This is a genomic window from Providencia sp. 6390 (assembly GCF_058148425.1).
Window position 1 is genome coordinate 585,093 of the sequence record NZ_JBYVYL010000001.1, and the last position, 26,804, is coordinate 611,896.

At 38.6% G+C, this 26,804-nt stretch carries 21 protein-coding genes; 8 read left to right on the plus strand and 13 right to left on the minus strand.

The window, feature by feature from the left end:
- Positions 1-188 precede the first annotated feature (188 nt).
- The 7 genes from AC3Z9T_RS02830 to AC3Z9T_RS02860 all read right to left on the minus strand — a co-directional run bounded on the left by AC3Z9T_RS02830 (position 189) and on the right by AC3Z9T_RS02860 (position 10,071).
- Positions 189-1,544, minus strand: a complete 1,356-nt coding sequence (locus AC3Z9T_RS02830) for an MFS transporter (protein ID WP_490124679.1) — start codon at positions 1,542-1,544, stop codon at positions 189-191.
- A gap of 732 nt (positions 1,545-2,276) precedes the next feature.
- Positions 2,277-3,737: a magnesium transporter gene (gene mgtE / locus AC3Z9T_RS02835; RefSeq protein WP_490124680.1), complete on the minus strand. Its 1,461-nt coding sequence runs from the start codon at positions 3,735-3,737 to the stop codon at positions 2,277-2,279.
- A gap of 165 nt (positions 3,738-3,902) precedes the next feature.
- Entirely contained in the window at positions 3,903-5,432 is a 1,530-nt protein-coding gene (gene ppx / locus AC3Z9T_RS02840; protein WP_490124681.1) for an exopolyphosphatase, read from the minus strand.
- A 3-nt stretch (positions 5,433-5,435) separates the two neighbouring features.
- A complete protein-coding gene (gene ppk1, locus AC3Z9T_RS02845) occupies positions 5,436-7,505 on the minus strand; it encodes a polyphosphate kinase 1 (protein ID WP_490124682.1) in 2,070 nt (689 codons plus the stop codon).
- A 53-nt stretch (positions 7,506-7,558) separates the two neighbouring features.
- Positions 7,559-8,146 (minus strand): spermidine N1-acetyltransferase, encoded by a 588-nt coding sequence (gene speG, locus AC3Z9T_RS02850; protein ID WP_490124683.1) that lies wholly within the window; start codon positions 8,144-8,146, stop codon positions 7,559-7,561.
- Positions 8,147-8,622: 476 nt separating this feature from the next.
- Positions 8,623-9,660 carry a glycoside hydrolase family 18 protein gene (locus AC3Z9T_RS02855; RefSeq protein WP_490124684.1) on the minus strand — a complete coding sequence of 346 codons (1,038 nt, stop codon included), beginning with the start codon at positions 9,658-9,660 and terminating at the stop codon, positions 8,623-8,625.
- Positions 9,661-9,894: 234 nt separating this feature from the next.
- Positions 9,895-10,071, minus strand: coding sequence for a hypothetical protein (locus tag AC3Z9T_RS02860; protein ID WP_490124685.1), 177 nt, complete (start codon positions 10,069-10,071; stop codon positions 9,895-9,897).
- A 310-nt stretch (positions 10,072-10,381) separates the two neighbouring features.
- Between AC3Z9T_RS02860 and AC3Z9T_RS02865 the strand changes: the two genes are divergently transcribed.
- Positions 10,382-14,146 (plus strand): YobI family P-loop NTPase, encoded by a 3,765-nt coding sequence (locus AC3Z9T_RS02865; RefSeq protein ID WP_490124686.1) that lies wholly within the window; start codon positions 10,382-10,384, stop codon positions 14,144-14,146.
- Positions 14,147-14,370: 224 nt separating this feature from the next.
- Here AC3Z9T_RS02865 and purN read toward each other — a convergent pair whose 3' ends face one another.
- Positions 14,371-15,006 carry a phosphoribosylglycinamide formyltransferase gene (purN, locus tag AC3Z9T_RS02870; protein ID WP_490124687.1) on the minus strand — a complete coding sequence of 212 codons (636 nt, stop codon included), beginning with the start codon at positions 15,004-15,006 and terminating at the stop codon, positions 14,371-14,373.
- Positions 15,006-16,046, minus strand: coding sequence for a phosphoribosylformylglycinamidine cyclo-ligase (purM, locus tag AC3Z9T_RS02875; protein ID WP_490124688.1), 1,041 nt, complete (start codon positions 16,044-16,046; stop codon positions 15,006-15,008). Before purM ends, purN begins: the two co-directional genes overlap by 1 nt.
- A gap of 233 nt (positions 16,047-16,279) precedes the next feature.
- Between purM and upp the strand changes: the two genes are divergently transcribed.
- The 3 genes from upp to hda all read left to right on the plus strand — a co-directional run bounded on the left by upp (position 16,280) and on the right by hda (position 19,095).
- Entirely contained in the window at positions 16,280-16,906 is a 627-nt protein-coding gene (upp, locus tag AC3Z9T_RS02880; RefSeq protein WP_490124689.1) for a uracil phosphoribosyltransferase, read from the plus strand.
- Positions 16,907-16,972: 66 nt separating this feature from the next.
- Positions 16,973-18,268 (plus strand): uracil permease, encoded by a 1,296-nt coding sequence (gene uraA, locus AC3Z9T_RS02885; protein ID WP_490124690.1) that lies wholly within the window; start codon positions 16,973-16,975, stop codon positions 18,266-18,268.
- A 119-nt stretch (positions 18,269-18,387) separates the two neighbouring features.
- A complete protein-coding gene (gene hda / locus AC3Z9T_RS02890; RefSeq protein ID WP_490124691.1) occupies positions 18,388-19,095 on the plus strand; it encodes a DnaA inactivator Hda in 708 nt (235 codons plus the stop codon).
- Positions 19,096-19,183: 88 nt separating this feature from the next.
- On the opposite strand, the gene arsC is transcribed toward hda, so the two are convergent.
- Both arsC and bepA read right to left on the minus strand, forming a co-directional pair.
- On the minus strand, positions 19,184-19,540 hold the full coding sequence (gene arsC, locus AC3Z9T_RS02895; RefSeq protein ID WP_490124692.1) for an arsenate reductase (glutaredoxin): 357 nt from the start codon (positions 19,538-19,540) through the stop codon (positions 19,184-19,186).
- A gap of 12 nt (positions 19,541-19,552) precedes the next feature.
- Positions 19,553-21,016: a beta-barrel assembly-enhancing protease gene (bepA, locus tag AC3Z9T_RS02900; RefSeq protein WP_490124693.1), complete on the minus strand. Its 1,464-nt coding sequence runs from the start codon at positions 21,014-21,016 to the stop codon at positions 19,553-19,555.
- Positions 21,017-21,294: 278 nt separating this feature from the next.
- Here bepA and AC3Z9T_RS02905 point away from each other — a divergent pair, with 278 nt between their 5' ends.
- Positions 21,295-22,368 carry an AI-2E family transporter gene (locus AC3Z9T_RS02905; protein WP_490124694.1) on the plus strand — a complete coding sequence of 358 codons (1,074 nt, stop codon included), beginning with the start codon at positions 21,295-21,297 and terminating at the stop codon, positions 22,366-22,368.
- 85 nt (positions 22,369-22,453) lie between these two features.
- Here AC3Z9T_RS02905 and bcp read toward each other — a convergent pair whose 3' ends face one another.
- Positions 22,454-22,924, minus strand: coding sequence for a thioredoxin-dependent thiol peroxidase (bcp, locus tag AC3Z9T_RS02910; RefSeq protein WP_490124695.1), 471 nt, complete (start codon positions 22,922-22,924; stop codon positions 22,454-22,456).
- A gap of 14 nt (positions 22,925-22,938) precedes the next feature.
- Entirely contained in the window at positions 22,939-23,496 is a 558-nt protein-coding gene (locus tag AC3Z9T_RS02915) for a glycine cleavage system transcriptional repressor (protein WP_490124696.1), read from the minus strand.
- A gap of 273 nt (positions 23,497-23,769) precedes the next feature.
- Between AC3Z9T_RS02915 and dapA the strand changes: the two genes are divergently transcribed.
- From dapA to purC, 3 genes are all read left to right on the plus strand, one after another.
- The gene (gene dapA, locus AC3Z9T_RS02920; protein ID WP_490124697.1) at positions 23,770-24,678 is read left to right on the plus strand and encodes a 4-hydroxy-tetrahydrodipicolinate synthase; all 909 of its coding nucleotides are present in this window, start codon (positions 23,770-23,772) and stop codon (positions 24,676-24,678) included.
- A gap of 16 nt (positions 24,679-24,694) precedes the next feature.
- Positions 24,695-25,744 (plus strand): outer membrane protein assembly factor BamC, encoded by a 1,050-nt coding sequence (bamC, locus tag AC3Z9T_RS02925; RefSeq protein ID WP_490124698.1) that lies wholly within the window; start codon positions 24,695-24,697, stop codon positions 25,742-25,744.
- A 335-nt stretch (positions 25,745-26,079) separates the two neighbouring features.
- A complete protein-coding gene (gene purC / locus AC3Z9T_RS02930) occupies positions 26,080-26,793 on the plus strand; it encodes a phosphoribosylaminoimidazolesuccinocarboxamide synthase (protein WP_490124699.1) in 714 nt (237 codons plus the stop codon).
- Positions 26,794-26,804: the final 11 nt, after the last annotated feature.

Below are 26,804 nucleotides of genomic sequence, written 5' to 3' on the forward strand. Positions count from 1 at the left end.
AAAATTAGTCAGTTGCGGTATGTTAATAGTTTAGCGTGGGGGTTACACGTAAAAATGAAGGAAATATGAAAAAAACGTCAACTAGTGTGCAGAAAAGGCAGAATATTAAGGAAAAACTGTATAACAAAACCCGTAGCGATTAATTGCTACGGGTTTATACATATTGATGCTAAAGAAATTATATTAAATTAACGTATTGCGCTGGTGTTTAAGTTACCAACAGTTGCATTATCTGGAATCGAATTTGCTGTCCAGCCTTTCCATGCTAATGGAATAAAGGCAACAGCAACTGCCAATAAAGAAACACCAGCGACATAATACGCAGGTGCCATATGTGATTGTTGTAACCATGCACCCGTTAAGATTGGTGTTAAACCGCCAAAGATCGCGTAAGCCACATTATAAGCGAATGATAAACCTGAATAACGGATCTCGGGTGGAAATGTGCGAGTACTGATAATCGGTGTTGTAGCAATGGCACCAACGAAAAAGCCCATTAAGCCATAATTAAAGGTCAATGTAGCAGCTGCGATATCCGTTGATAATGACGAATAAAAATACAAGGCTGTTACGGCTAACCCGCCCCAGGACAATGTCATCGAAACGCGAGTACCCATTTTATCGCCTAACCAACCCCAAAAGATACAGCCTAACGTTAGTGTCAATGTTGCGGCACAGTTTGCTTGCAAGGCAACGTTACGATCAATGTTATAGATCCCTTTTAGAACAACATCAGGCGTCATCAAGATAGTGACAACAATTGCCGTTGAAAGAGACCAAGTCAATGCTGCAGTGATCATACAAGCTTGCTTATGTGACTTAATGACAGTTTTAACGGGTAACTCTTGAGCTAATGCTTTTTTAGCGGCAAGTTCTTTAAAGATCGGTGTTTCTTCTAAGAAACGACGTAAGTAAACAGAAATAAATCCGAAAATACCACCAAGAATGAATGGAATACGCCACGCAAAATCATGAACTTCAGCTGTGGTGTAATTACGTTCAATAATAATGGCGACGATAGAACCTAATAAAATACCACCGGTAATACCGGAGGTCAGCGTACCTACACCGAGGCCATAGCGCTGTTTAGGTGTATGTTCAGCAATAAATACCCAAGCACCCGGCATTTCACCACCGATAGCAGCGCCTTGCATGATCCTCATTAACAACAGCAGCAATGGTGCCGCTGCACCAATAGTGGCGTAAGTAGGTAAAAAACCGATTACAAAAGTCGGGAAAGCCATTAAGAAAATACTAAGGGTGAACATTTTCTTACGGCCAATTTTATCGCCAAAGTGCGCCATAATAATACCGCCAAGAGGGCGAGCGAGGTAACCTGCTGCAAACAATCCCAGTGTTGCCATTAGTGCTAAAAATTCATTGTCACCGGGGAAAAATAGCTGAGAAATAATTTTTGCATAAAACACAAAAATGACGAAATCATAGAATTCAAGGGTTCCACCTAAAGATGACAACCCTAATGTTTTATAATCTTCTTTCCTCAATGGCCTTGCCGAGGGCTGGCTGGTTGTTTGCGATGTCATAATATGATCCTTTTTAAATACCGAACATATTTTTTATTTTTCATTCGGAATTACAGCTAAATTCACTGTTTAACGACAGTAAATAATATTAGGCGTGTGCAGATAAGTGGTATAAAACGTTGGATGGATGAACCTAGTTAATACGCTGTATCTTAATGCATGCTCTAATTTATAGCAGAAAATTCCATATTTTGTAAACTGCAACTCTTAAAACAAGACGAATATTCTATCTGTATTGCTTTGTTTGATTATATCATCCATGAGCTAAAGCAATAACATTATATGATGTTAATAAATGATTTTTTGTAGAAGATCATATATTTTTATTTGAAAAATTAGAGGGAAATATATTTTATTAATTATTTTTTGGCGGTTAATGCATCGATAAAGTAACAAAATATTAATTTGGATATTTTTAATTAATATATTTACTTATATACTCGTCATACTTCAAGTTGCAGGGCTTTTCGTTGAGGTATAAGTGACTACGCTCAGCTAGCCGAGTCACATAGTTTATCTATGCTCCCCATCTATCTTCACTTGTCGCCTACCTGCACCTCGAATTATTTAGAGTATAAAGGTAAGAATTAAAAATAGAATAATATTGAAATTACCCGTGTTTATGCTTTATTTTAAATCAAGGACAGTTAGATTATGTTGAATACAAAGGATATTGCGGAACATCCTAGAAGGCATACCCAACAAACTGCTGATGAGTATGCCAAATAGCAATTAAACTAAGAATAGGGTGGCAAGGCCTAAGAAGATAAAAAAACCGCCAGTATCAGTAATTGCAGTGATCATAACGCTGGACCCAATCGCAGGGTCTTTACCACATTTAAGCATGATAAGTGGGATCAGAACGCCCATAATAGCTGCCATTAGTAAGTTTAAGATCATGGCTAATGTCATTACGGCACCCATGGCAATATCGCCATAGAGGAAGTAGGTGACAACCCCCATGATACCTCCCCAAACGACCCCGTTGATAAAGGCGACCCCAAGCTCCCTTAACATAAGGAAAGAGAAGCTTCCTGTTTGGATTTGGTGCAGTGCAATTGCACGAACAATCATGGTGATGGTTTGGTTCCCTGTGTTACCACCAATACCTGCAACGATAGGCATCAGTGTTGCCAAAGCAACCAATTGTGAAATGGTATCTTCAAATACCCCGATCACCCGTGATGCGACGAAAGCTGTACATAAGTTGATAGCGAGCCAAGTCCAACGTGTTTTGACCGCTTGCCCAACAGGGGCAAACACATCCTCTTCAGGGCTCAAACCCCCCATTCGACGGATGCTGTTATCATTTTCTTCGTTTAAGTTATCAACGATATCTTCAACAGTTAGACGACCCATAAGTAAGCCGCTGTTATCTACGACCGCTGCTGAAATTAAGTCATAACGTTCGAAGGCACTTGCTGCATCTTCTCCTTTTTCATCAGGTAGGAAGGTGACCGTGTCTGTTTTCATAACATCAGCAACGATGCGCTCAGGGGATTGGGTCAAAATTGTGGTAAGGGGTAATTCACCTTGCAGAAAATTTTTGTTATCAACAACGAAAATTTTATCAGTTGCTTCAGGAATTTTACCGCGCTGGCGCAAGTAACGTTGAACCGTTTTCAGCGTGACATTTGGGCGGACAGTAACGAATTCAAAATCCATCATCTGACCAACACTGTCTTTTGCATATTGCAGAACTTCACGAATACGGCTGCGTAAACTAGGATCTAAATAGGTCAGTAACCTACGCATGGTATCTTGGGGTAAATGCTCTGCAATATACGCTTGTTCATCGACATGCAAATTAGCAACAGCGCGCAATAATTCGCGGTCAGACATATCCTTAATTAGGCTATCCCAGACGGCGACCGAAGCTTCAACCAGTACTTCACCACGTTCACTATTATCGACTAAACGCCATAGAGCAAGACGTTCATCATATGGCAGCATTTCCAATATGTCTGCTATATCAGCGGCGTGTAAATCAACCAGTAATTCTTTGACTGTATTGATTTTTTCACTAAGTGCTTTATCACTCAAACTAACGTGTTGGTCGTGTTCAATAAGGGTTTGGACGAACTCTTCGTCATCCATAAATAGCGTCAGGATCTGCTGGCGAATATACGCCAGTTTTTGAGAATGCGGATTCACTATTGGTGCCGCATCATTTGAGAAAGCCGTTTGTGACATTTTAATCCTTAAAGCAATGACGGGTACGGTGAGTACCATTTGCGAAGAAACCACACTATTTTGCCATTGATTGGTGATTAACCCAAACAAATATCAATAATCAAGACAAAGTATTATGAAACCGATAAATTGCATACATTAACCACCAAATCATGAGTAACCTAGCTAGTTAGGCTCTTCGCGAATATCTAATTTCCAACCTGGAACATCTTCCCAGTATGCACTCTCTTTTTCGAGATCGAGTTGCATCAATGAATTCTGAGATAAATATTGTGTTGGGAGGTATAACGTCCAGTGACCATCATCGGTTTCCAAGCGTAGAGTGGCAGGAATGGTGGTTGATTGCCGCTGATTATTTAATAAAATAGATAGCCGTAAAATTTGTATTAGCGGCATAAACTGTTTTCTTTTATATAAATTAAACTTAGGGATATCGTCGAATTTGATCACTCGACGATGGTTGCGGACTAAAGTAGCAAGCAACAACTGCTGTTCCTGATTAAAACCGGGTAAGTTAGTATTTTGTAGGATATAAGCAGAATGGCGGTGTAAACCGCTTTGATTAATGTGCAAACCGACTTCATGCAACATCACCGCCCAAATCAAAATAGATTCAAGCTGTGGATTAACCAACTTAGGATTTTGCTGCCCCCACTGGTGGTAGAGCTCTTCCATGGTTTTCAGAACACGTTTTGCTTGTTCTCTATCTATATTATAGTGCTCTGCGAGGCTCAGTGCTGTCCGCTGGCGGATATCTTGATGACGGAAACGACCTTCCATTTCATATAAAACACCTTCACGCAGTGCGCCATCAGAAAGACGTAATTCTTTGATATCAAGTGAATCGAAAACAGCACATAAAATGGCTAATCCGGGCACGAAAACGTGTTTACGTTCCGTTGATAGGCCAGGGATATCAACGGCGGAAAAGGTTTTATATTTCAGCGCAATCTGCTTAATTTTTTCGAGTCGTTCACGGGTAATGATGCCATCGCGTTCACCCATTTCGACAATCACGGCATGGGCTGCTTTGATAGTACCGGATGCACCCATTGCTACATCCCATTGCAGATGTTTAAACTTTGTCGCAGTTTGTTCCAGCTTTAAGCAAGCAGTGAGGTAAGCTCGATTAAAGTTTTCTGCATTAATCGTTTCATTAGGAAAATAGTTACGGGCAAAGCTAACACAACCCATACGGCGGCTATCGATTAGTAATGGCTCAAATTTTTCGCCTATCACCAACTCAGTAGAGCCTCCGCCAATATCGATAACCAGTTTACGGCCTTTTTCTGGTTGGGTATGTTCTACTCCCATAAAAATCAGGCGCGCTTCTTCTTGGCCTGAAATGATTTCTATTGGGTAGGGGATGATTTTTTTTGCGCGTTTTAAAAATTCTTCAACATTCGTTGCAACTCGTAATGAGTGGGTACCAACAATACAGACGTTTTCTTCGGTAAACCCTTGCAGGCGTTCTGCGAATAGCGCAAGGCAGGCTAAACCACGTTCCATCGCTTCTTCGCTTAATTCGTTGCTATCACTTAAACCATCGGCGAGGTGAACGCGTTGCTTTAAGCGAGTGAGAACTTGTAACGCACCATTGACGATACGGGCAATAACCATATGAAAGCTGTTTGAACCAAGGTCAATGGCCGCAATTTCTTGTGGCCGAGGCGTTGATGTATGAGTTAATGGCATAAATTAAGACCTTGTCTCAGGCATTTCCAGTGATTTTAAATAGTCATAAACAGCGAGCTGTGCCCGAATTTTGCGTTTATTGCCGCGGGGAACATAATGATTGCTGAGATCTTTGTCAACATACCGCGCTTTTACCGTATCGTTAAATTGTAGTTCTAGGATGTCTAAAACCAGCTGTTTTAGGCGACTATCAACTAAGCGCACGGCGACCTCAATTCGATAGTCAATATTACGGGTCATCCAATCCGCAGAGGAAATAAAAACTTTGTCGTCACCTGCGTTAGCAAACACATAAACACGGTCGTGCTCTAAAAAGCGGTCGACGATACTGGTGACTTGAATGTTTTCGCTATAGCCTGGCTGACCTGCAACCAGTGAACACATCCCTCGGATCAGTAAGCGAATTTTCACCCCTGCGTTGGATGCATCATATAATTTATCAGTGAGCTCTTTATCGACAAGATTATTAATTTTTAATGTAATACCGCTTGGTAAGCCTGCTTGTGCATTGGCAATTTCTTGGTCAATTAACTCATTGAGTCTTAGACGGGTGTTTTGCGGTGACACCATCAGGTTTTCAAAGGTAACAGGGCGATAGGGATTTTCAATAAAGCTGAATACACGGCGTACTTCATTCGTGATTTGCTCATTAGCCGTCAGTAATGAGTAATCGGTGTATAAGCGTGCCGTTTTTTCGTTAAAGTTACCTGTACCGATATGTGCGTAACGGACTATTTGGCCTTCTTCCATACGTGAAATAATAAAGAGCTTTGCATGGATTTTCAGACCGGGCGCAGAGAAAATGACATGCACGCCAGCCTCTGTAAGGCGCTTGGCCCAATGAATATTGGCTTCTTCATCAAAACGCGCTTGTAGCTCAACCACTACTGTGACTTTTTTACCGTTATGGGCGGCATGGATCACTGAATCAATAATACGTGAATCTTTAGCTACACGGTAAATATTGATCTTGATGGATAAAACATTTGGGTCAAAAGATGCCTGTCTTAGCAATTCTAAGGTGTGTTCAAAGGTGTAATAAGGGTAATATAGCAAGACATCACGTTCACGGATCGCATCAAAACCATTACGGAAATTATCAAACCAACGATGACGTAAGCGAGGTAATGGCTTATTTAATAGATTTTTATTTCCTTCATTAGGGAAATTAATAAAATCTTTAAAGTTATGGTAGCGACCACCGGCGATCACTGAGTCATCATTGGATAAACCCAATTTTTCACGTAGTACTGCAACCATTTCATCAGGCATGTCACGCTGATAGACAAAGCGAACAGGCTCAGCGGTTAAACGCTGTTTTAAGGTTGATGACATGATTTCAAGTAAACTGGATTCCATTTCTGTCGCGATATCGTATTCCGCATCGCGAGTCATTTTCATGGAATAAGCGTTGAGTTCATCGTAATCAAAGAAGCCTTTGAAGATTTCATCAAGGGTATAACGCAAAATATTATCGATAAGTACCATTGATTTACGGCGTTTTGGCATTTCAGGTGGCAAGTTAACAAAACGCGGCACTTTATCTGAAGGAATTTCTAATAACGCATATTGCACATTACCACTATTGATTATTTCAACGGCCAGATAGGTGTAGTCATCTTTTAAGAACTCAACCAAATTGGTATCTGGGTTGATTAATATAGGTGTAATGTGTTGACGCAAATGTTGGCGAAAATATTGGCGTAACCAAATTTGTTGGCGCGGCGATATTTGACGCTCATTAATTAAGAATATTTGGTTACGTGCCATTTCAAGTAGCAAGTCGTTATACAGAATGTCGAACTCTTGCTCTTGTTTAGCGACTTTGTTTTGAATACGTTTTAGTAGGTGGCGAGACCCGCTTGCCGAACCGCGTTCTTCATTGATTAAAATACGCCGTTTTACATCGGCGAAACGCACTTTATAGAATTCATCTAAGTTATTGGAGTAGATGCCCAAAAAACGCATACGCTCAATAAGAGGATTTCGCTTATCCGCTGCTTCTTGTAGAACACGTTCGTTAAAAGCCAGCCAGCTTAACTCTTTTTCGTGGTATAGACGTTCTTGGGACATCGTTACTCCATTGTGTGCAGATAGATCAAAAGTATAAATACTCTACCTTAATACTAAACTTGTTGCTTAATCGTAGCATGTGGGCTGACAACACTCTCTGGGTTTTCTGCTAGCGCTTTGCTGGCAAAATATTGGTGTTGGAAGACACACATACGGATTGCAGTATGGTAGCGGCCATTGACGAAAAATTCGTCGATAAGTTCGCCTTCCGTGTGGAATCCTAGTTTATTATAAATATGGATCGCTTTGATATTTTCTTTATCTACGATTAGGTAAAGTTTATATAAGTTAAGCACGGAGAACGCGTAATCCATGGCTAACTTAGCGGCACGAGTCGCATAGCCATGGCCTTGATGGCGGGGTGCAATGATAATTTGGAATTCAGAACGACGGTGGACATAATCAATTTCAACCAATTCCACTAACCCGACTTTTTCGCTATCGTTTTCGACAATAAATCGCCGTTCAGATTGGTCATGAATATGTTTATCGTAAAGATCACTCAACTCAACGAAGGCTTCATAAGGCTCTTCAAACCAGTAGCGCATCACGCTGGCATTATTATCAAGTTGGTGGATAAATGCTAAATCTTCACGTTCAAGTGGGCGCAACCTAAACGGATGAACTTGCCCGGTCGTCATAAAACACCTCAATGTTAGTGATATACACGTTTATTATGGCAGAGCCAAAAGAGAAATAAACGTAGTCAATTTAATTTCCTATCTTTATAGGCGATATAAGGATACCACTTATTTGCGATAAAATAATGACACAACGCAGAGAGTTACACTAAGTGGTGAAGATTAATACACTTTGTGGATGGTTAGGGGAAAAAGGGGGGCTAAAAATGCGTTGATATATTGATTAAGAGGTAAATTGAATCAGTAAAAAAATGGGCGGCAAATACAGAATATCAATATTATCGCTGTCATACCTGATGTTAAAGTCTTAAATTGACTGAGCGGTAAATGTCGTACTTGCCAACCCGATGATTAATAATAAAATTATTGGTTCGACTATGAACAATACATGATACTGCCAGAATCTCCCATACTGCAATTAAATGTCATTGTTAAAATTAGAAAAGGTACTTTAAATAATAGTTGGTTTAATGAACTCATTTAGTGGCGGTTATCATCGCATTAATATAATCAACTTGAGCAGCAAACGTCATGCTTTGGTTATTTGATCCTAAAGCCCAAACGAAGAATCCACCGTAATTATTGTTAGCTTGCCATTTAGCGCGCGCTATATTGTTTGCTTGAGTTTCAACAAAACTGCCTGATGGGCCCCATTGGCTATTTATTGTCGTTCCAAGAATGATTTTTGATGGATCTCCGACAGCTTGTGCATAATTATTCATAGCAACATCGTATTTAAAATTCTGACCTGCGTCGTAAGCCATAACGTTAAAAAAGTTAAAAGTGCTTTTTCCGCCGTTAAGAATTGATAATACTTCACCGTGATGGCTTGAACGTGCAGTTTCTACATAAGAGCAACCTTGTGTGACTGTTGAGTCTGCACATGTAACAGGATCTGCGCCAACATGATAGGTGGTTAAACTTAATAATTTAGTACTAGATGCTCCGCCTATTTTTTGACGTACTAGTTTAGCCAAATCCAATAGGTTTGAGTTTTCTTCTTCTGTTAAACGTGCTGCTTTTTCAAAATCAAAATCGATTCCATCGAGTTGAACAGTACCGACTTGTTGATATAGCCCGTTAACTTTTTTATATACGGGGAACGTTTGATTTAATAAATTAGCTAAACTAGTGGCTATAAGTTCACGGCTTTCAGCTGTTTTGAGATGCCCCCAAATAGCCTCATAGGTTTGGCCACCAAAAGCGACCATCACTTTTTTAGTTGGGTTATCGTATTTGAACTGTGTCCAAGTTAAATAGTTTGATGGGAGCCAATAAGGGTCAAAATTTACACTAGTCATACTGTCTGATATCTGAATATTTCCTTGCGCATCCCATTGCCCAAAAGATAACAGTAGGGTATCAACATTTGAACGTGCTATCTCTACTTCCGCCAGAGATGGGATCCCCCAAGACGTTAGGTAGCTAATGGCTTTTTGAGCGGCGGTAGCACTAAAAACAGGTTGCATTAATGTTGAACAGCTTATAATAAGAGCAATCGTTAATTTTTTCATGGCGTCACCTTTCGTTTAATATTCAAACAAGAGTTTGATGCTAATTTTGTTAGCTTCCATAAAGCACTTGATATCAAGTATTCAATGTGGCATCAGCAGCATCATTGTGATGATAAGCAATCTAATCTAGATGATTACTTAATTTTTTCATCGCAACCTCATATTAAATTTAATATGCAACTGATAGTGGGATAACTGAAGATAATGAGGCGAAATAAATTGAATGGTGACTATTTATTTATTGCTATTTACTATTTTCTCAGGAAGAAAATACAAAAACCAAATCAGCCAACCTAAGGAGAGGGCTTCAATCCAAGAGGTGGAGCCACTAAAAGCAGCGATAGCATTATTGAATTTATAAATGCCAATTAATCCTAAAAAGCCCAGATACCATCTTTTTTGTAATCTCATTTTTTTATCTCATCGTGTTTGATTCAATTATTGTGAGATAGAAAAAACATAGAAACCTTAATGGTTGATTAAAAGTAATTCATTTTAGGTTGAATGTTTTGCCAATAAAACTCATCAACTATTGAATAGAGTAAATACTAGTTTTGGCTAAATTCTACGGGTTACACTTAATCTTTTTTGGATTAAACCGATGAAATTATTGACAATGTAATAAATATTTAGACTGTAGTTGAGTTAGGAGTAGTGCTACTATGTCATAGATAAGTTTGGGTTAGTTATTGTATATAGGCGACAGTTTTAGAGGGATGGTATGGCTGAAGGTTCTAAGTGCAGTAGAAGAGTGAAACATTTTGGATTTGTATTAAAAGCAACTTGGAAATTTTTCCGTAGAAAAATAAAAGTAAAGAAAAAAAATAACTATGTTAATACTTACAAGTTTCAAACGTTAACTCCTGCATCTGATGTAGATTTAGGGATTTATAAAGATGCATTAAACTACGCTTTTAGTGAATCTAAAATTCGCAATATTGCAGTTTCTGGCCCCTATAGTGCAGGTAAAAGTAGTGTAATAGAAACCTATAAGATTAAATATCCGGAAAGAAAATTTATTCATTTATCATTGGCAACTTTTGATAGTACGGATGATAAAGAAAAAAATACATCAAATTTAGTACTAGAAGGTAAGATTATTAACCAGTTGATCCATCAAATTTCAGCTGATGATATTCCTAAGACTTTATTTAAAGTAAAAAAAGATATTTCCAAGTGTTCAGTTATTAGATGGGCTATTGGTTGTTCTTTGGGTTTTGTTTTACTTTTACAACTATTTTTTTCATTAGAATGGAAATATTTTGTTCTTGGTCTTAATGATTCATGGTATAAAGTTATTCTCGAATTGTTTACAGGGAGTGGCTGGTATCTTATTAGCGGCTTCATGCTACTTGTTGCTGCATCATATTCTTTATATAGATTAATTAAAGCGCAAAAAACTCAGAATATAATAAAAAAGATAAACCTTCAAGGTAGTGAGATTGAAATCTTCGATGATTCATCTGATTCTTATTTTGATCGCTATTTAAATGAAGTTATTTATCTATTTAAAAAATCAAAGGCAGATGCTGTTGTTTTTGAGGATATTGATAGATTTGATAAGATATCCATCTTTGAAAGATTAAAAGAAATAAATACATTATTAAATAATCATTTGGGAGTGATAAATAAAAAACCAATTAGATTCTTTTATTTATTAAGAGATGATCTTTTTACATCCAAAGATAGAACTAAGTTTTTTGATTATATTGTACCCATTATTCCTATAGTTGATGGAAGTAACTCATATGAATTATTGGATAAATTATTTGATAAAAATATTGAAGACAGAGCTTTTTTACGTGGAATCTCATTATATATAGATGATTATCGGGTTCTTAAAAATATCTACAATGAGTATATGGTATATTTTGAGAAATTGAAAATAATAGGTTTAAATGCTAATAAAATGTTGGCTATAGTAACTTATAAAAATATATTTCCTCATGATTTCTCTCAGTTACAATTAGGGCGGGGATATGTTTTTAATATATTAGGTTACAAAAATGAAATTATTAATAATGATAGAGCTACAATTAAAACAAAAATAGATGAGTTATCAAAAAGAATAAATGATGTTGATTACGAATATTTAAATTCTTCTCTAGAACTAGAAATGTTAAGGGAGTATTTTCCTTTGAAGAGAAGAACTAAATCGCAGTATGAATCTGGGTATTACGATCTGCAAAGTGAAATAGATAAAAAAGAAAAATATTTTTCAGATAATTATAAAAAAAGAGCTTTAATTTTAAAAGATAAAGATGATTTAAAATCATTAAATAAAGGATTAAACAGAATGGAATTTGATTTATTGAGTCTTGAAAATAAAAAAATAAGTGATTTAATTACAAATGAAAATTTTGAATTGGTATTTAAACAAAATTCATTCTTTAAAGATTTTAAAGATATCTTGAATAATGATTATTTCTCTCTATTGGTATATTTGATTAGAAATGGATATATTGATGAATCTTATAAAGACTATATGGCTATTGTGCATGAAAATAGCTTATCAAGAAAAGATAGGATATTTATTCATAGTGTAATGGATAGAAAAGGCGAAGATAACGATTTAGAGTTAGATAACCCTAATAATATATTGGGGTTATTAACAGAGGATATGTTCTATCAAGAAGAAATATTGAATTTTACTCTGATAAAATATATGATGAAAAATCGTAATAAAAATGAAAGAATGTTGTCTGCATTAGTTCTTCAATTAAAAGAAAATAACAAAGTTAAATTTGTTTTTGATTTTTGGTTTGCAAATGGAAAGAGTGATAATGTAAATGTTGTTTTTTCTAGATTATTATCAAAGTATTGGCCATCTATTTTAATTGAGTTAATTAATAATAGAACTTTTGAGTCCAATATAAATGACTATTATGATTTGACTAAAATATTTTTAGATGGATGCCATATCGATAATTTATCTATAGCTAATGAAGATAATAAATTATCAATTTTCATATCCAAATGTCCTGATTATCTAAGGGAAAGTAGCTATAAAACAAATGGACTAGTAGATAAGTTAGAACTGATTAATGTTAAATTTATTTCTATAGATAGTGACGTGTCAGATTTTGATTTGCTAGAGAAAGTTTATAATAATTCAATGTATGAAATAAATCTAGATAATTTATATCAAATGGTGGGTTTATTCTATTATAGTGAAATGAAAATAATTTCTTATGATAAATTCATAAAGAATAGTTACTCAGTAATTAAAGGGGTAAGTGCCTCTCCAGTGTATAACTATATTTTTAATAACATTGAAGAGTACTTAAAAATTATCATTAATTCTGATATTAAAGAAATATTTGATGATGAAAAAGATGTGGTTGAAATAGCGAATTTCGATATGGATATTGAAGTGAAAAAGAAATATCTAAGCATGATAAAAAATAGAATAAAAAATATATTGTCTATTGAAGATGTGGAGCTATGGAGTGATCTTTTTACAGATTTAGTCGTGGGGTGTAATTTGCATAACTTAGTTGAATATCACTCAAAAATCCTCAAGGAAGGTAAACTCGATGATACTTTAATTTATTATATTAATAAAACCCCACTAGATGATTTTGATATAAATAAAAATTATAAAAGTGATTATGTTAGAAAGTTCTTAAATAAATTTATTGAAAGTGACAACATCGATAATGAGCCATATAGAAAAGTTCTTTCTGAAACAGGTTGGCACTATAAAAAAGGTTTTAACAAAAAGGGATTATCTATAGATAAGATGAAAATTCTTATTGATACAAACTGTATTAGGATGAACTTAGAAAACTTAAATTTCCTTAGAAGTGATGAGCACTATAAAAATAGTGTGATTAATGATTTTATCATTCATAACATTGAAGAATATATCGAACTTTTTGATGACAGTTCTTCTTTCCGAAATGAATTAGCTGAACTTCTTAAAGGTGAAGAAATCGGTGAAGCCAAAATCAAACTACTAGAAAAATCAAAAGGCACTTATTCAATAGCAGGTAACTACTTAACTAATACAGAAAAACAATACATACTAGAAAATAATTTTGATATCAATGATATAGAATATATGGTCAGTCATTATGATGACCTTGCTGAAATAAAAGATGGTATTCTTAGTATTCTTGTAAATAATGAAAATGAATTACAAAAATACATTGATTCTACTAATTATAACTTAATGAAAGATATTGCTGAGGATAATTTTTCTGTTCAAACTAAAGCCTTTGCATTTAGTAAGACTGCTAATAAATTAAACAAAAATGAACTTAAAAACGTATTAGCGGTACTGTCTCCAATCATTAATGAGGCGCTTAGCCAAAAAGACGCTGATATCGTGATAGAAGATAATCAACTAACAGAAGCCATTCTCAATTATTTGGTTGACCAAGGCACTATTGAAAACTATATATCTGTTGAGGGCCATTTAAAAATGCAATTTAAGCAACCTGAATCTAAACGTTCAGAAGCCCCAGACAATAAAACCCCATAATTATAATACCAGCAAAAAAGGGCAGAGATTATCTGCCCTTAACATACTGCATACTTCAAGTTACTGTGCTTTGCGTTAAGGTATAGTGGCTACGTTCATTCGCACTAGTCACATAGTTTTCTATGCTCCTAGCAACTCATTCATTTGTCATCTAGCTGCGAGATGAATTATTTAGAGTATTTAGAGTATAAAGCTACATCTAAACAATTTGCTGGTGGTTATTGTTATTCATTAGCATAACCTTGCGCAGGCAAACGTTTACCATCTAAATAAGCATGGTTAGCAGCCATGGCTAAGCGGTTATCAACAAACCATTGCACCACCAGCGGATAGATATTGTGTTCCTGCGCTTTAACACGCTCAACCACATTCTCTTCCGTATCGTCAGCAAAAATAGGCACTTTAGCTTGTAAAATAACTGGCCCGCCATCCAGCTCTTCGGTGACAAAATGCACAGAAGTACCATGCTCACTATCACCGTTTTCCATTGCTTTACGGTGTGTATGCAACCCCGGATATTTAGGTAATAGAGAAGGGTGGATATTAAGCATTTTGCCTGAGTAGTGTTTGACCAGATCGGCAGTTAAAATACGCATAAACCCAGCGAGTACCACTAAATCAGGGTGGTAGTTATCGATCATTGCCATGAGAGCAGCATCATATTGTTCGCGACTAGCAAACTCTTTTGCACTTAATGATAAGGCAGGGATCCCTGCCTGTTGTGCACGCACCAACCCGTATGCATCGGGTTGGTTGCTGATTACGGCAACAATTTGTGCTTGAAGGCCATTAGCTGTTGCATCAATCAGTGACTGTAAATTACTACCACTGCCTGATATAAGGACAACAATTTTCTTCATTAGCGGATAACAACCTGCTCTTCACCATTAGGTTGTGTTGCAATAGCACCGATTTGCCATGCTTTTTCACCTAATCCGTTCAGTAAAGTTAATGCAGCTTCAACCTCGCTTTGTGGAAGGGCGATGATAATACCAACACCACAGTTAAAGGTACGGTACATTTCATGACGGCTGACACTGCCTGCCGTTTGCAGCCAATCAAATACTGCCGGCCATTGCCAGCTGTTTTCATCAATTTGTGCTTGGGTGTTTTCAGGAAGTACGCGAGGGATATTTTCCCAGAAGCCGCCTCCAGTAATATGGGCGATTGCATGAATATCACATTTTTCAATCAGTTCTAGCACGTTTTTAACATAAATACGTGTTGGTGCTAATAGGTGGTCAGCTAATGATTTTCCTTCAAGCTGAGTTGCCTCTGGGTTGGTTTTGCTGACTTCAAGGATTTTACGTACCAATGAGTAGCCATTTGAATGAGGGCCGCTTGAGGCTAACGCGATCAGCGCATCGCCAGCACTGACTTTGCTGCCATCAATGATTTCTGAGCGTTCAACGACACCAACGCAGAAACCAGCAACATCATAGTCTTCACCATGATACATACCTGGCATCTCAGCCGTTTCACCGCCAACCAGTGCACAACCTGATTGTTTACAACCTTCTGCGATACCCGTGATCACACTGGCAGCGGTATCAACATCCAATTTACCTGTTGCGTAATAATCTAAGAAAAACAGTGGCTCAGCACCTTGTACAATTAGGTCATTGACGCACATAGCAACTAAGTCAATACCGATAGAGTCGTGACGTTTTAAATCCATTGCAAGGCGTAGTTTGGTACCCACACCGTCTGTCCCTGAAACTAAAACAGGTTCACGGTATTTTTGTGGTAGGGAACATAATGCACCAAACCCCCCCAGTCCTCCCATAACTTCTGGTCGGCGAGTCTCTTTGACCACACCTTTAATACGTTCAACCAATGCGTTACCTGCATCAATGTCAACACCGGCATCTTTATAGCTGAGAGAGGTTTTATCAGTCACTACGGCCCCCAAGGCAATTGTGTTTTAGAAAAATAAACTTCAATAGAGAATATTCTAACAGGCTAAGCAAACGTTTGCGATAGCTTTATTCAGGAATTAGGTCTAACATAAAAAAGCGCTATTTCTGATTGTTTTGACATCAATCAAACCGAACCTAGTGGCATCTCGGGTAAAAAGAGGTATAATCCCGCGATTTTTTTGTGCGCTGGCGTCTAAAATAGTAGGAGAATCCCATGAAGATCGTTGAGGTAAAACACCCTCTCGTTAAACATAAACTCGGCCTGATGCGAGATCATGATATAAGCACTAAGCGCTTTCGTGAACTGGCCTCAGAGGTTGGTAGCCTACTGACTTATGAAGCAACTGCTGACCTAGAAACTGAGAAAGTGACTATAGAAGGTTGGTGTGGTCCTGTAGAAATAGAGCAAATTAAAGGGAAAAAAATCACCGTCGTTCCTATTCTACGCGCAGGTATTGGCATGATGAATGGTGTTCTGGAAAGCATTCCAAGTGCGCGTATTAGCGTGGTGGGTGTTTACCGTGATGAAGAGACCTTTAAACCTGTTTCTTACTTCCAAAAATTAGTTTCAAACATTGATGAACGTATGGCACTTGTGGTTGACCCAATGTTGGCAACTGGTGGCTCGATGATTGCAACTATTGATCTGTTGAAAAACGCAGGTTGTAAATCTATTAAAGTATTAGTGTTGGTTGCAGCGCCTGAAGGTATTGCTGCGCTAGAAGCTGCTCACCCAGATGTTGAATTGTATACCGCGTCTATTGATAATCATTTAAATGAAAATGGGTATATTGTTCCTGGGCTAGGTGATGCTGGCGATAAGATATTTGGTACTAAATAAATAATTAGCCGACTTTAGAAGTCGGCTTTTTTTTAATAAAAAAAACACTAAAGGGGATGAAAAGAAATGACACGCCGCGCGATCAGCGTTGAGGAAAGACCACCGCTGCTACAAACTATACCGCTCAGCTTTCAACATTTATTTGCCATGTTTGGCGCGACAGTTATTGTACCCATTTTGTTTGGCGTGAACCCTGCCACTATTTTACTGTTTAACGGTATTGGTACGTTACTTTATCTATTTATCTGTAAAGGCAAAATACCTGCTTATTTAGGCTCAAGTTTTGCTTTTATTTCACCAGTGATGATATTACTGCCACTCGGTTATGAATTGGCACTTGGTGGTTTTATTATTTGCGGGGTGTTATTTTGTTTGGTGGCCTTGATTGTTAAAGTCGCAGGAAGAGGGTGGATCAATGTAATGTTTCCTCCAGCCGCGATGGGGGCGATCGTCGCTGTAATTGGTCTCGAGTTGGCTCAGACAGCAGCAGGAATGGCCGGGTTGTTACCAAAAGAAGGCGTGCCAGTTGATCCAAATACCTTAATTATTTCGATCACTACACTTTCAGTCACTATTTTATGTGCGGTCGTGTTTCGTGGCTTTTTATCGATTATCCCTATTTTGATTGGTTTTTTAGCGGGCTACGCGTTGTCATATTTTATGGGGATTGTTGATTTCACGCCAGTTATTGAAGCACCGTGGTTTGCCGTTCCAACTTTTTATACGCCACGTTTTGAATGGTTTGCTATTTTAACTATTTTGCCTGCGGCATTAGTGGTGATTGCAGAGCACGTTGGTCACTTAGTTGTAACCGCAAATATTGTTGAACGTGACTTAATGAAAAACCCAGGTCTGCATCGCTCAATGTTCGCGAATGGCTTCTCTACAGTGATTTCAGGTTTCTTTGGTTCGACACCAAATACCACTTATGGTGAAAATATCGGGGTAATGGCGATCACTAAAGTGTACAGTACTTGGGTGATCGGTGGTGCAGCTATCATTGCTATCTTATTATCTTGTGTCGGTAAATTAGCCGCTGCTATCCAGCTAGTCCCAACACCTGTCATGGGCGGTGTATCACTGTTACTTTATGGGGTAATCGGTGCATCAGGTATTCGCGTGTTGATTGACTCTAAGGTTGATTATAATAAACCACAGAACTTGATTTTAACTTCAGTGATTCTGATCATTGGTGTGAGTGGGGCAGTGATTAGTATTGGCCAAGCAGAACTAAAAGGTATGGCACTAGCAACGATTGTTGGTATTGCGATGGCATTATTATTCCGTTTTATTACCTTTGTTCGTCCTGAAAAACAGTTTGTGACTTCTGAGCTAGAAGAAGTCGATACACACTCTAAATAATAAAAGCGTTAAACAATTGCCGATGTGGCGAAAGCATCGGCAATCAGATGTCTTGATGTTCATCTATCTTTGAAATTTATGGTAAACTTATCAGTGTTAATTGTTTTGCACAGCCAGAGGTGCTTCTGAACACACCATCGCAGCTTTCACTACCACTGTATCTACCTGATGACGAAACGTTCGCCAGCTTCTATGCAGGGGAAAACGAAGCGTTACTTTCTGCAATGAAACTGGCTATCAATCAGCCACACGGTAGCTATATTTATTATTGGTCTCGTGAGGGAGGGGGTAAAAGCCATCTATTGCATGCGGCTTGTGCTGAGCTATCTGAACAGGATATGGCGGTTGGTTATGTACCACTCGATAAGCGTGCTTATTTTGTGCCAGAAGTTCTTGATGGCATGGAACATCTGTCATTAGTGTGTATTGATAATATTCAGTGTATTGCTGGTGATCCTGAATGGGAAATGGCGATTTTTAATCTATACAATCGCATTTTGGAAATTGGCAGAACTTGTCTATTGATCACGGGTGATCGGCCTCCAAGACAAATTGACCTCTCATTACCTGACCTTGCTTCTCGACTCGATTGGGGGCAAATTTATAAATTACACCCATTGAGTGATGAGGATAAAATTTGTGCGCTGCAACTACGAGCTAGAATGCGTGGTTTTGAATTACCTGAAGACGTTTGCCGCTTTGTTTTAAAACGTTTAGACAGAAAAATGGGCACGTTGTTTGATATTTTGAATAAACTTGACCATGCGTCAATTGTTGCTCAACGTAAACTGACTATTCCCTTCGTAAAAGATATTCTACAGTTATAAATTAAGTGACTGTTATTCGCCATAAACGGCGAATAAACATCAATAAGCAGTCCACCTTGCCAAATATTAGCGCAAGGTGGGGAATGTATTATAAAATATCTAAGACTTGCTCTGGTGGACGACCTAGTTTCGCTTTTTTACCTTTTACTACGATCGGCCGTTCAATCAATTTAGGGTTTTCATGCATCGCAGCCAGCAATTGCTCTTGTGATAAAGACGGATCATTAAGGTTGAGTTCTTTATACAGATCTTCTTTTGTCCGCATCAATTGGCGTGCATCAGTGAAACCTAATGATTTTAACAGCTGTTTCAATTCAGCCACACTTGGTGGGGTTTTTAAGTATTCAAAAATCGTAGGTGTTATCCCTTTAGATTCTAATAGCGCGAGGGTTTCACGGCTTTTAGAACAACGCGGGTTATGATAAATTTTAATTGTATCCGTCATGGTCATTATTCCTTATGGTTTTGCTTTGCTATCTCTTAACTGTAATTTTCTTAATTCATCAATACGTGCATCATAGCGTTGCTGTTCATAGCTACCTAAGCGGCTTTTTCTGCTCGCTTCGGTGAGATAATTAACGGCATTATCATAGTTACCCCGTAACGCCATACCTTCTGCATAAGCGGCCAGCTCTTCGGTTCGTTTACCCTGTTTAGCGGATGCTTCAGCTAATAAATCCCACCCGTTCGGGTCGTCAGGGTAGTTGAAAGTATATTTATTCAGCAATGAAGTGGCTTCAGTGAGCTGTTTATTGTTGATTAATGCATTCGCTAAGTTGATCTGTAGTACTGGATTATTTGGTGATTTTTTCAATGCATTTTGCAGACGTGTAACAGCTTGGCCTGCTCGGCGCTGTTCAATATCTAAATCTGTCATGCTATCAATAAACCACGGGTTATCAGGTTGTTTTTCTAATAAACCGCTGACGATTTTAGTCGCTTCAGCATACTTTTTATCTTGAGACAGTTTTAGTGCACGACCATATTCTGCCGCCATACGTTCTTGAGCGGTACCTTTACTGTAATTTTCAAGGATCTGATCTAAAGCATACTGTTGACCAGAAGTGTACATAGATAAAATGCGTACACGAGCTAACATAAAATCTTCAGAAGAGGGAACGGTTAATTTAGGATACTGGTTAGAACGGTTGCGTGCATCGGCTAAACGGCTGTCAGGTAATGGGTGAGTCAGTAAAATCTCTGGGGGTTTTGACATATAACGAGTCTGATCTGACATAACCTGCATAAAGTCAGCCATTGCGTGAGGGTCAAAACCAGAACGTCTGAGCGTCTGTAAGCCGATTCTATCGGCCTCTTGCTCATTAGCTTGTGTAAAACTGATCATACCTTGTTGCATACCCGCAAAAGTACCCGTTAACGCGGCAAATCCTGCTTGTGGATTTGCCATCACTAATAATAAGGAACCGATAGTGCCTGCAATCGCTAATGGTGTGGTACTTTTTTGGTCTTCCATCATACGTGCAAGGTGGCGTTGGGTAACGTGGGAGATTTCATGCGCCATGACCGATGCTAGTTGACTTTCATTTTGGCTATAACGGAACAGTGCCGAGTGCAGCACTACGTTACCGCCAAAGTAGGCATAGGCGTTAATATTGGGGTTATTCACCAGATAGAAGGTGAAAGGTGTTTTAACCGAATCTGCATTCTTCACCAACCGCATACCCAGTTTATTAATGTACTGGTTGAGCAAAGGATCATAAATCAATGGTGTACTGGCACGGATTTGCCGAGTGATAGCATCACCCATGATAATTTCTTGATTGATACTAAGTGTACCGCCAGCGGTTGTGCCGATGTCGGGGAGAGTATCTTCAACTGCACTATAAGCAGGCAATACAGCGCCGTTGACGCACGCAGCGATCAGTAAAACCAGAAGTGGATTTTTCAGTTTTTTATTCATGAAACAATTGCATCCCGTACAACGATTAATTTTGAGGTCAATCTCTATACTTTAAATAATTCGAGGTGCAGCTAGGCGACTAGCGAACGAATCGCTAGAAGCATAAAAGCGATGTGACTGGCGTGAGTGAACATAGTCACTATCCTTCACAAAAAACGCTGCAACTCGAAGTATGACGAATATATGATAGCAAATGCTACCGTAATGTCTGTTAATTGGTATAATTTTCGCTAATTTAGGAACTGTCTTTAATGCACCAATTTCCAAGGAGCTAACTAATGCTGGAAATGTTATTACAATGGTATCGACGTCGTTTTGCTGACCCACAAGCTGTTGCACTGTTTACGCTGCTGATTGTCGGCTTTGCGATCCTATTTTTCTTCAGCAATATTTTAGCTCCTTTATTAGTGGCATTGGCACTTGCCTATATACTTGAATGGCCGACACATTTTCTTGAGCGCCTAGGTTGCTCGCGTGTTGTGGCTGTTAGTATTATTTTGACCCTGTTTGCTGGAATTAGTGCCATGGTTATTTTAATTATTGCACCAACAGCATGGCAACAAGGGATCAATCTTGTTGGTGATTTACCTAATATGGTCAATCGCTTTAACGAGTTTGCTCAAACGTTACCAGAGCGTTATCCCGCATTAGTTGACGCCGGTATTATTGATATGATGGCTGATAACCTACGCAGTCGTTTATCAGGAATGGCTGAATCGGTAGTTAAAATGTCAGTCGCCTCTCTGATTGGGGTCTTTACCTTGGCAATCTATGTGGTGTTAGTACCACTGATGATGTTCTTCTTAATGAAAGACAAACAAAAAATTATTAATAGTGTCCAAAAAGTGCTGCCTAGAAACCGTTTGTTAGTGGGTAAAGTTTGGATTGAAATGAACCAACAAATCACTAACTACTTACGTGGTAAAGCGACTGAAATGGTGATTGTTGGTGTCTGTACCTATGCAGGCTTTGCCTATTTTGATTTGCGTTACTCGGTCTTACTATCTGTGTTGGTGGGGGTATCGGTACTGATCCCCTATATCGGTGCTGTGGCGGTGACTATCCCTGTTGTACTGGTTGCTTTATTTCAATGGGGAATAGGGAGCGATTTTTGGTCTCTGATTGTTGTTTATCTTATTATTCAAGGCTTGGATAGTAACTTAATTGTACCATTATTGTTTTCTGAAGCAGTGAATCTGCATCCATTAGTGATTATTTTATCAGTAGTGATTTTTGGTGGATTATGGGGTTTTTGGGGCGTGTTTTTTGCCATTCCGTTGGCGACGCTTATCAAAGCTGTGATTAATGCATGGCCAGAAGAAACACCTGATAGCCAAGTCAAGCAACAATGATAACTAAAGGATAATACAAAGCGGGAAAACTAATTTCCCGCTTTGTGAGTAACTTTAGATGAGGAAAGCCCTCATTAGTGGTTTGTTAAGCGTTTTTGTTTAAGTATTCGAGAACAATTTCATGGTGGTTGCTGGTTTTAAAATTATCGAAAACATGTTCGATAGTTCCATTTGCATCCACAAGAAAACTAATGCGGTGGATACCGTCATACGTTTTGCCCATGAATTGTTTTTCACCCCAAACACCAAACTGCTCACAAACTTGATGATCTTCATCTGATAATAATGTGAAGTTCAGCATTTCTTTTTCAGCGAAACGAGACAATTTTTCGGGTTTATCGGTGCTAATGCCTAAAACTTCAACACCTTTTTGTTTAAGTGTATCCATTTCATCACGCAGGCCACATGCCTGAACAGTACATCCAGGGGTCATAGCTTTAGGGTAGAAGTAAACTAATACGCGTTGACCCTGATAATCTGAAAGATTGATGATTTCACCATCTTGGTCAGGAAGGCTAAATTGAGGCGCCTTATCACCGGCTTTCAATGGGTTCATTACATATATCTCCGTTAACTCTGCATTTTTGGATTATTAACAATGCTTATGTTGCCTTTAGCACTTAGCATTGTACATAGTTGTTGAAATTTATTTTTTATAATTATGCCATTATCATCTAATGGATGATGTGCTGTAATTTGAATTTCAAGTTGAGCCGGCGCATTAAGATTCGCAGGCTGTGTTTTTGATACCAGTTCCGCAATATTACATTGTTGAGTGGTAAACAAATTTGTAAATTGCTCGACGATGCGAGGTGCATCATCCACCACGACATTTACCGTTACGGTTGATGGATAATAGGTTGTTTGTACACTTTGTGTCCGCTTCATCACAATCAGCAACTCTAATTCAGCGCCTTTCAATGGCAGAGTAGCCTCGATCTGTGCGATGGCATTCCAGCTACCCGAAAGCATCATAATAAAGGTAAATTCTTTGCCAAACATCGCTAAGCGGCTATCTTCGATATTGCAATCACATTCGCTCACTAGGCGTGTGATGGTATTCACAATGCCCGGACGATCGGTTCCCAGCGCGGTAATGACAAGAAATTGCTGTTCGGTCTTAGGCAAAGTTGCTTCCTTATATTCTTAATTTGTAGATCACTTTTTACTCAATAATTTTAAAAGCAAAATCTACAGGTTGATAATGGTAAGGAAACCACAAAAATAACAATCTGCCAAGAGGGCATATTCACTCTTGCGAGGAATGATCGAGAATTATTACTTCTGTTTAAGTTATTCAGAGCGGTATTAACAAAATTCATTAAAAACCTGCGTTTGGGTGGTTTTCTTCTTTGAAATGAAAAAGTACCATGTAGTCTAAACTATTTAGGGGGTATAGCTATGTCTCATTCAAACACAAACTATAAAGAATTTTTAACTGGCAGTATTGTTGCAGTCATTACACCAATGGATTCAAAAGGGCGTTTGGATAAACAAAGCTTGAAAAAATTGGTGGATTACCATGTTGAAAGTGGGACTTCTGCTATTGTGTCTGTTGGGACGACGGGCGAATCAGCAACATTGACACATAAAGAACACGTAGATGTGGTCAATGCTACATTAGAACTGGCTGATGGACGCATTCCAATCATTGCAGGTGCAGGAGCGAATGCAACTGCAGAAGCTATCTCTCTGACCGAAGAGTTTGAAAATTCAGGCGTTGTTGCTTGCCTGACCGTCACTCCATATTATAATAAGCCTTCACAAGAAGGGTTGTATCAGCACTTTAAAGCGATTTCAGAGAACACGAGCTTGCCTCAAATCCTCTATAATGTACCATCACGTACAGGGTGTGATTTGTTACCTGAAACGGTAGGGCGCTTAGCAAAATTGGCGAATATTGTCTCAATCAAAGAGGCAACAGGGAACTTAGCAAGGGTTCACCAAATCAAAGAACTGGTTGATGACAATTTTGTTCTGCTCACAGGTGATGATGCAACCGCACTGGACTTCATGCAATTGGGTGGTCAGGGCGTTATTTCTGTTACTGCTAACGTTGCTGCTGCACAAATGGTAAAAATGTGTGACTTAGCGCTTGCGGGCAAATATACTGAGGCTCGTGAATTAAACAAAATTCTGATGGGTTTGCATCATCAGTTATTTGTTGAGCCTAATCCAATTCCAGCGAAATGGGGCTGCCACCGCCTTGGTTTGATTGCTGACGATACGTTACGGTTACCAATGACACCGTTAACCGCGTCAGGCCAACAGAAAGTGGAAGCGGCACTGAAACTCGCTGGGTTACTGTAAAATTTAGGGAATTTTAATGGCAACATTATTGCAAAAATCGAAGGTTATGAAGGTTGCTGGCCTGTCACTTGTTGTGTTACTGGCAGCCTGCTCCAGCGATCAGCGCTATAAACGTCAGGTCAGCGGTAACGAGGAATACCTCGATGCCGCGCCATTGAAAGTGTTAAATGTACCACAGGGAATGACGTTACCATTGCAAAATGGCGAATATGAAATTCCTCAAACAACCTCAACAGGTCCTGTGGGTAAAGCACTTGATATTCGTCCTCCAGTACTGTCTATTTCGCAGTTAGCAGGCTCACGTACTGAAGATAGTGCTGAAGCAAGTCGTTTGTTGCTTGATAATACACCTGAAAATAGTGCGTTATGGTCACAAGTCACGTTGATTTTAGAACAACGTGGTATTCCAGTAGCGTCGAAAGATGATGGTTCACGTTCTATTGAAACTGATTGGGTTAAATGGGAGCGTGCCGATGAAGATGTCCCATTAGAAAGCCGTCACAAAGTGACTGTTCAACCGCAAGGTGGGCAAATTGCCTTAACAGTAACTAATTTAGGCTTGCGTCAAGGAACTGAAACTATCACTGATCAAGCTGAAATTCAGCGCTACAATAAATTATTGCTGAATGAATTGACTGATAACCTCTATGCGCTGCGTGATACGTCGAACAAAAACAGTATTCAAAGTGCTTATGGCATCATCGATGTACAGTCAGGTAGTGATGCTACCGGTTTACCTGTTATTATCGTCCGGGCACCATTTGATGCTGTTTGGGAGCGCCTGCCACATACACTGGAAAGTGTGGGTATGAAGGTTGGTGATCGCAGCCGTTCAACAGGCTCTGTGATGGTAACGTATAAAGGTTTAAGCAGTTCTGAGTGGCAAAACCTAGGTGTTGATGATCCTTCTGTACCAGAAGATGACTATAAAGTTCAAGTCGGTGACTTAAATAACCGCAGTAGCTTGCAGTTTATCAATACGAAAGGTGTACCATTAACTCAGAAACAAAACGATGAAATGGTTGCTGCACTAAAAGCCGCTTTCAGTAAAGTCGGTAATAAGTAATTTATCTTTTAGGCCGTAACTCATTTATTGGGTTACGGCTTTTCTATTGGGATTATTATCCCTGCACCCTTGTTATTTCCCAATTTTAACTTCACGCTAAATGGACAAAAAACCAGTGTTTAAGCCTAAGTAATCGTTTGCGTCTATGGGTGAATTTTATTATCATAATTAGGTGGGCTAGATAGATCATGATGAAGTTCTAATGGATTGTAGACTCAAATAGAGCAGATAAGTAACAATGATACACAACCCTCTACTGTTACTTATCTGGATCTGCGTGGGCTATTTGCAGGTTGATACCCTAATTGAATAATCACATCTCTGGAGTGTGTAAGATGCAAAAGAAAGCTGAGTTGTATCGTGGTAAGGCGAAAACGGTCTATACCACAGAGGATCCTGACCGTTTGATTCTGGAATTCCGTAATGATACATCAGCACTCGATGGGGAGCGCATCGAGCAGTTTGACCGTAAAGGGATGGTAAACAATAAGTTTAATCATTTTATTATGAGTAAACTGGAACAAGCAGGCATTCCAACTCAAATGGAAGCTTTGCTGTCAGATACTGAAGCGTTAGTCAAAAAATTGGATATGGTGCCTGTAGAATGCGTTATACGTAATCGTGCGGCAGGTTCTTTGGTTAAGCGTCTTGGTGTTGAAGAAGGCATGGTATTAAACCCACCATTATTTGATTTGTTCTTAAAAGATGATGCTAAACATGATCCAATGGTCAATGAATCTTACTGTGAAACCTTTGGTTGGGTTAATCAAGAAAATTTGGCGGAAATGAAACGCTTAAGCTACAAAGCCAATGAAGTGTTATCGAAGATTTTTGCTGATGCAGGGCTAATTTTAGTCGATTTCAAACTGGAGTTCGGCTTATTTAACGGAAAAGTGGTATTAGGTGATGAATTCTCTCCAGATGGTAGTCGCCTGTGGGATAAAGAAACATTGAATAAAATGGATAAAGACCGTTTCCGTCAAAGTCTTGGTGGTTTAATTGAAGCTTATGAAGAAGTTGCTCGCCGTATTGGTGTAAAACTGGATTAATTCTATTTCAT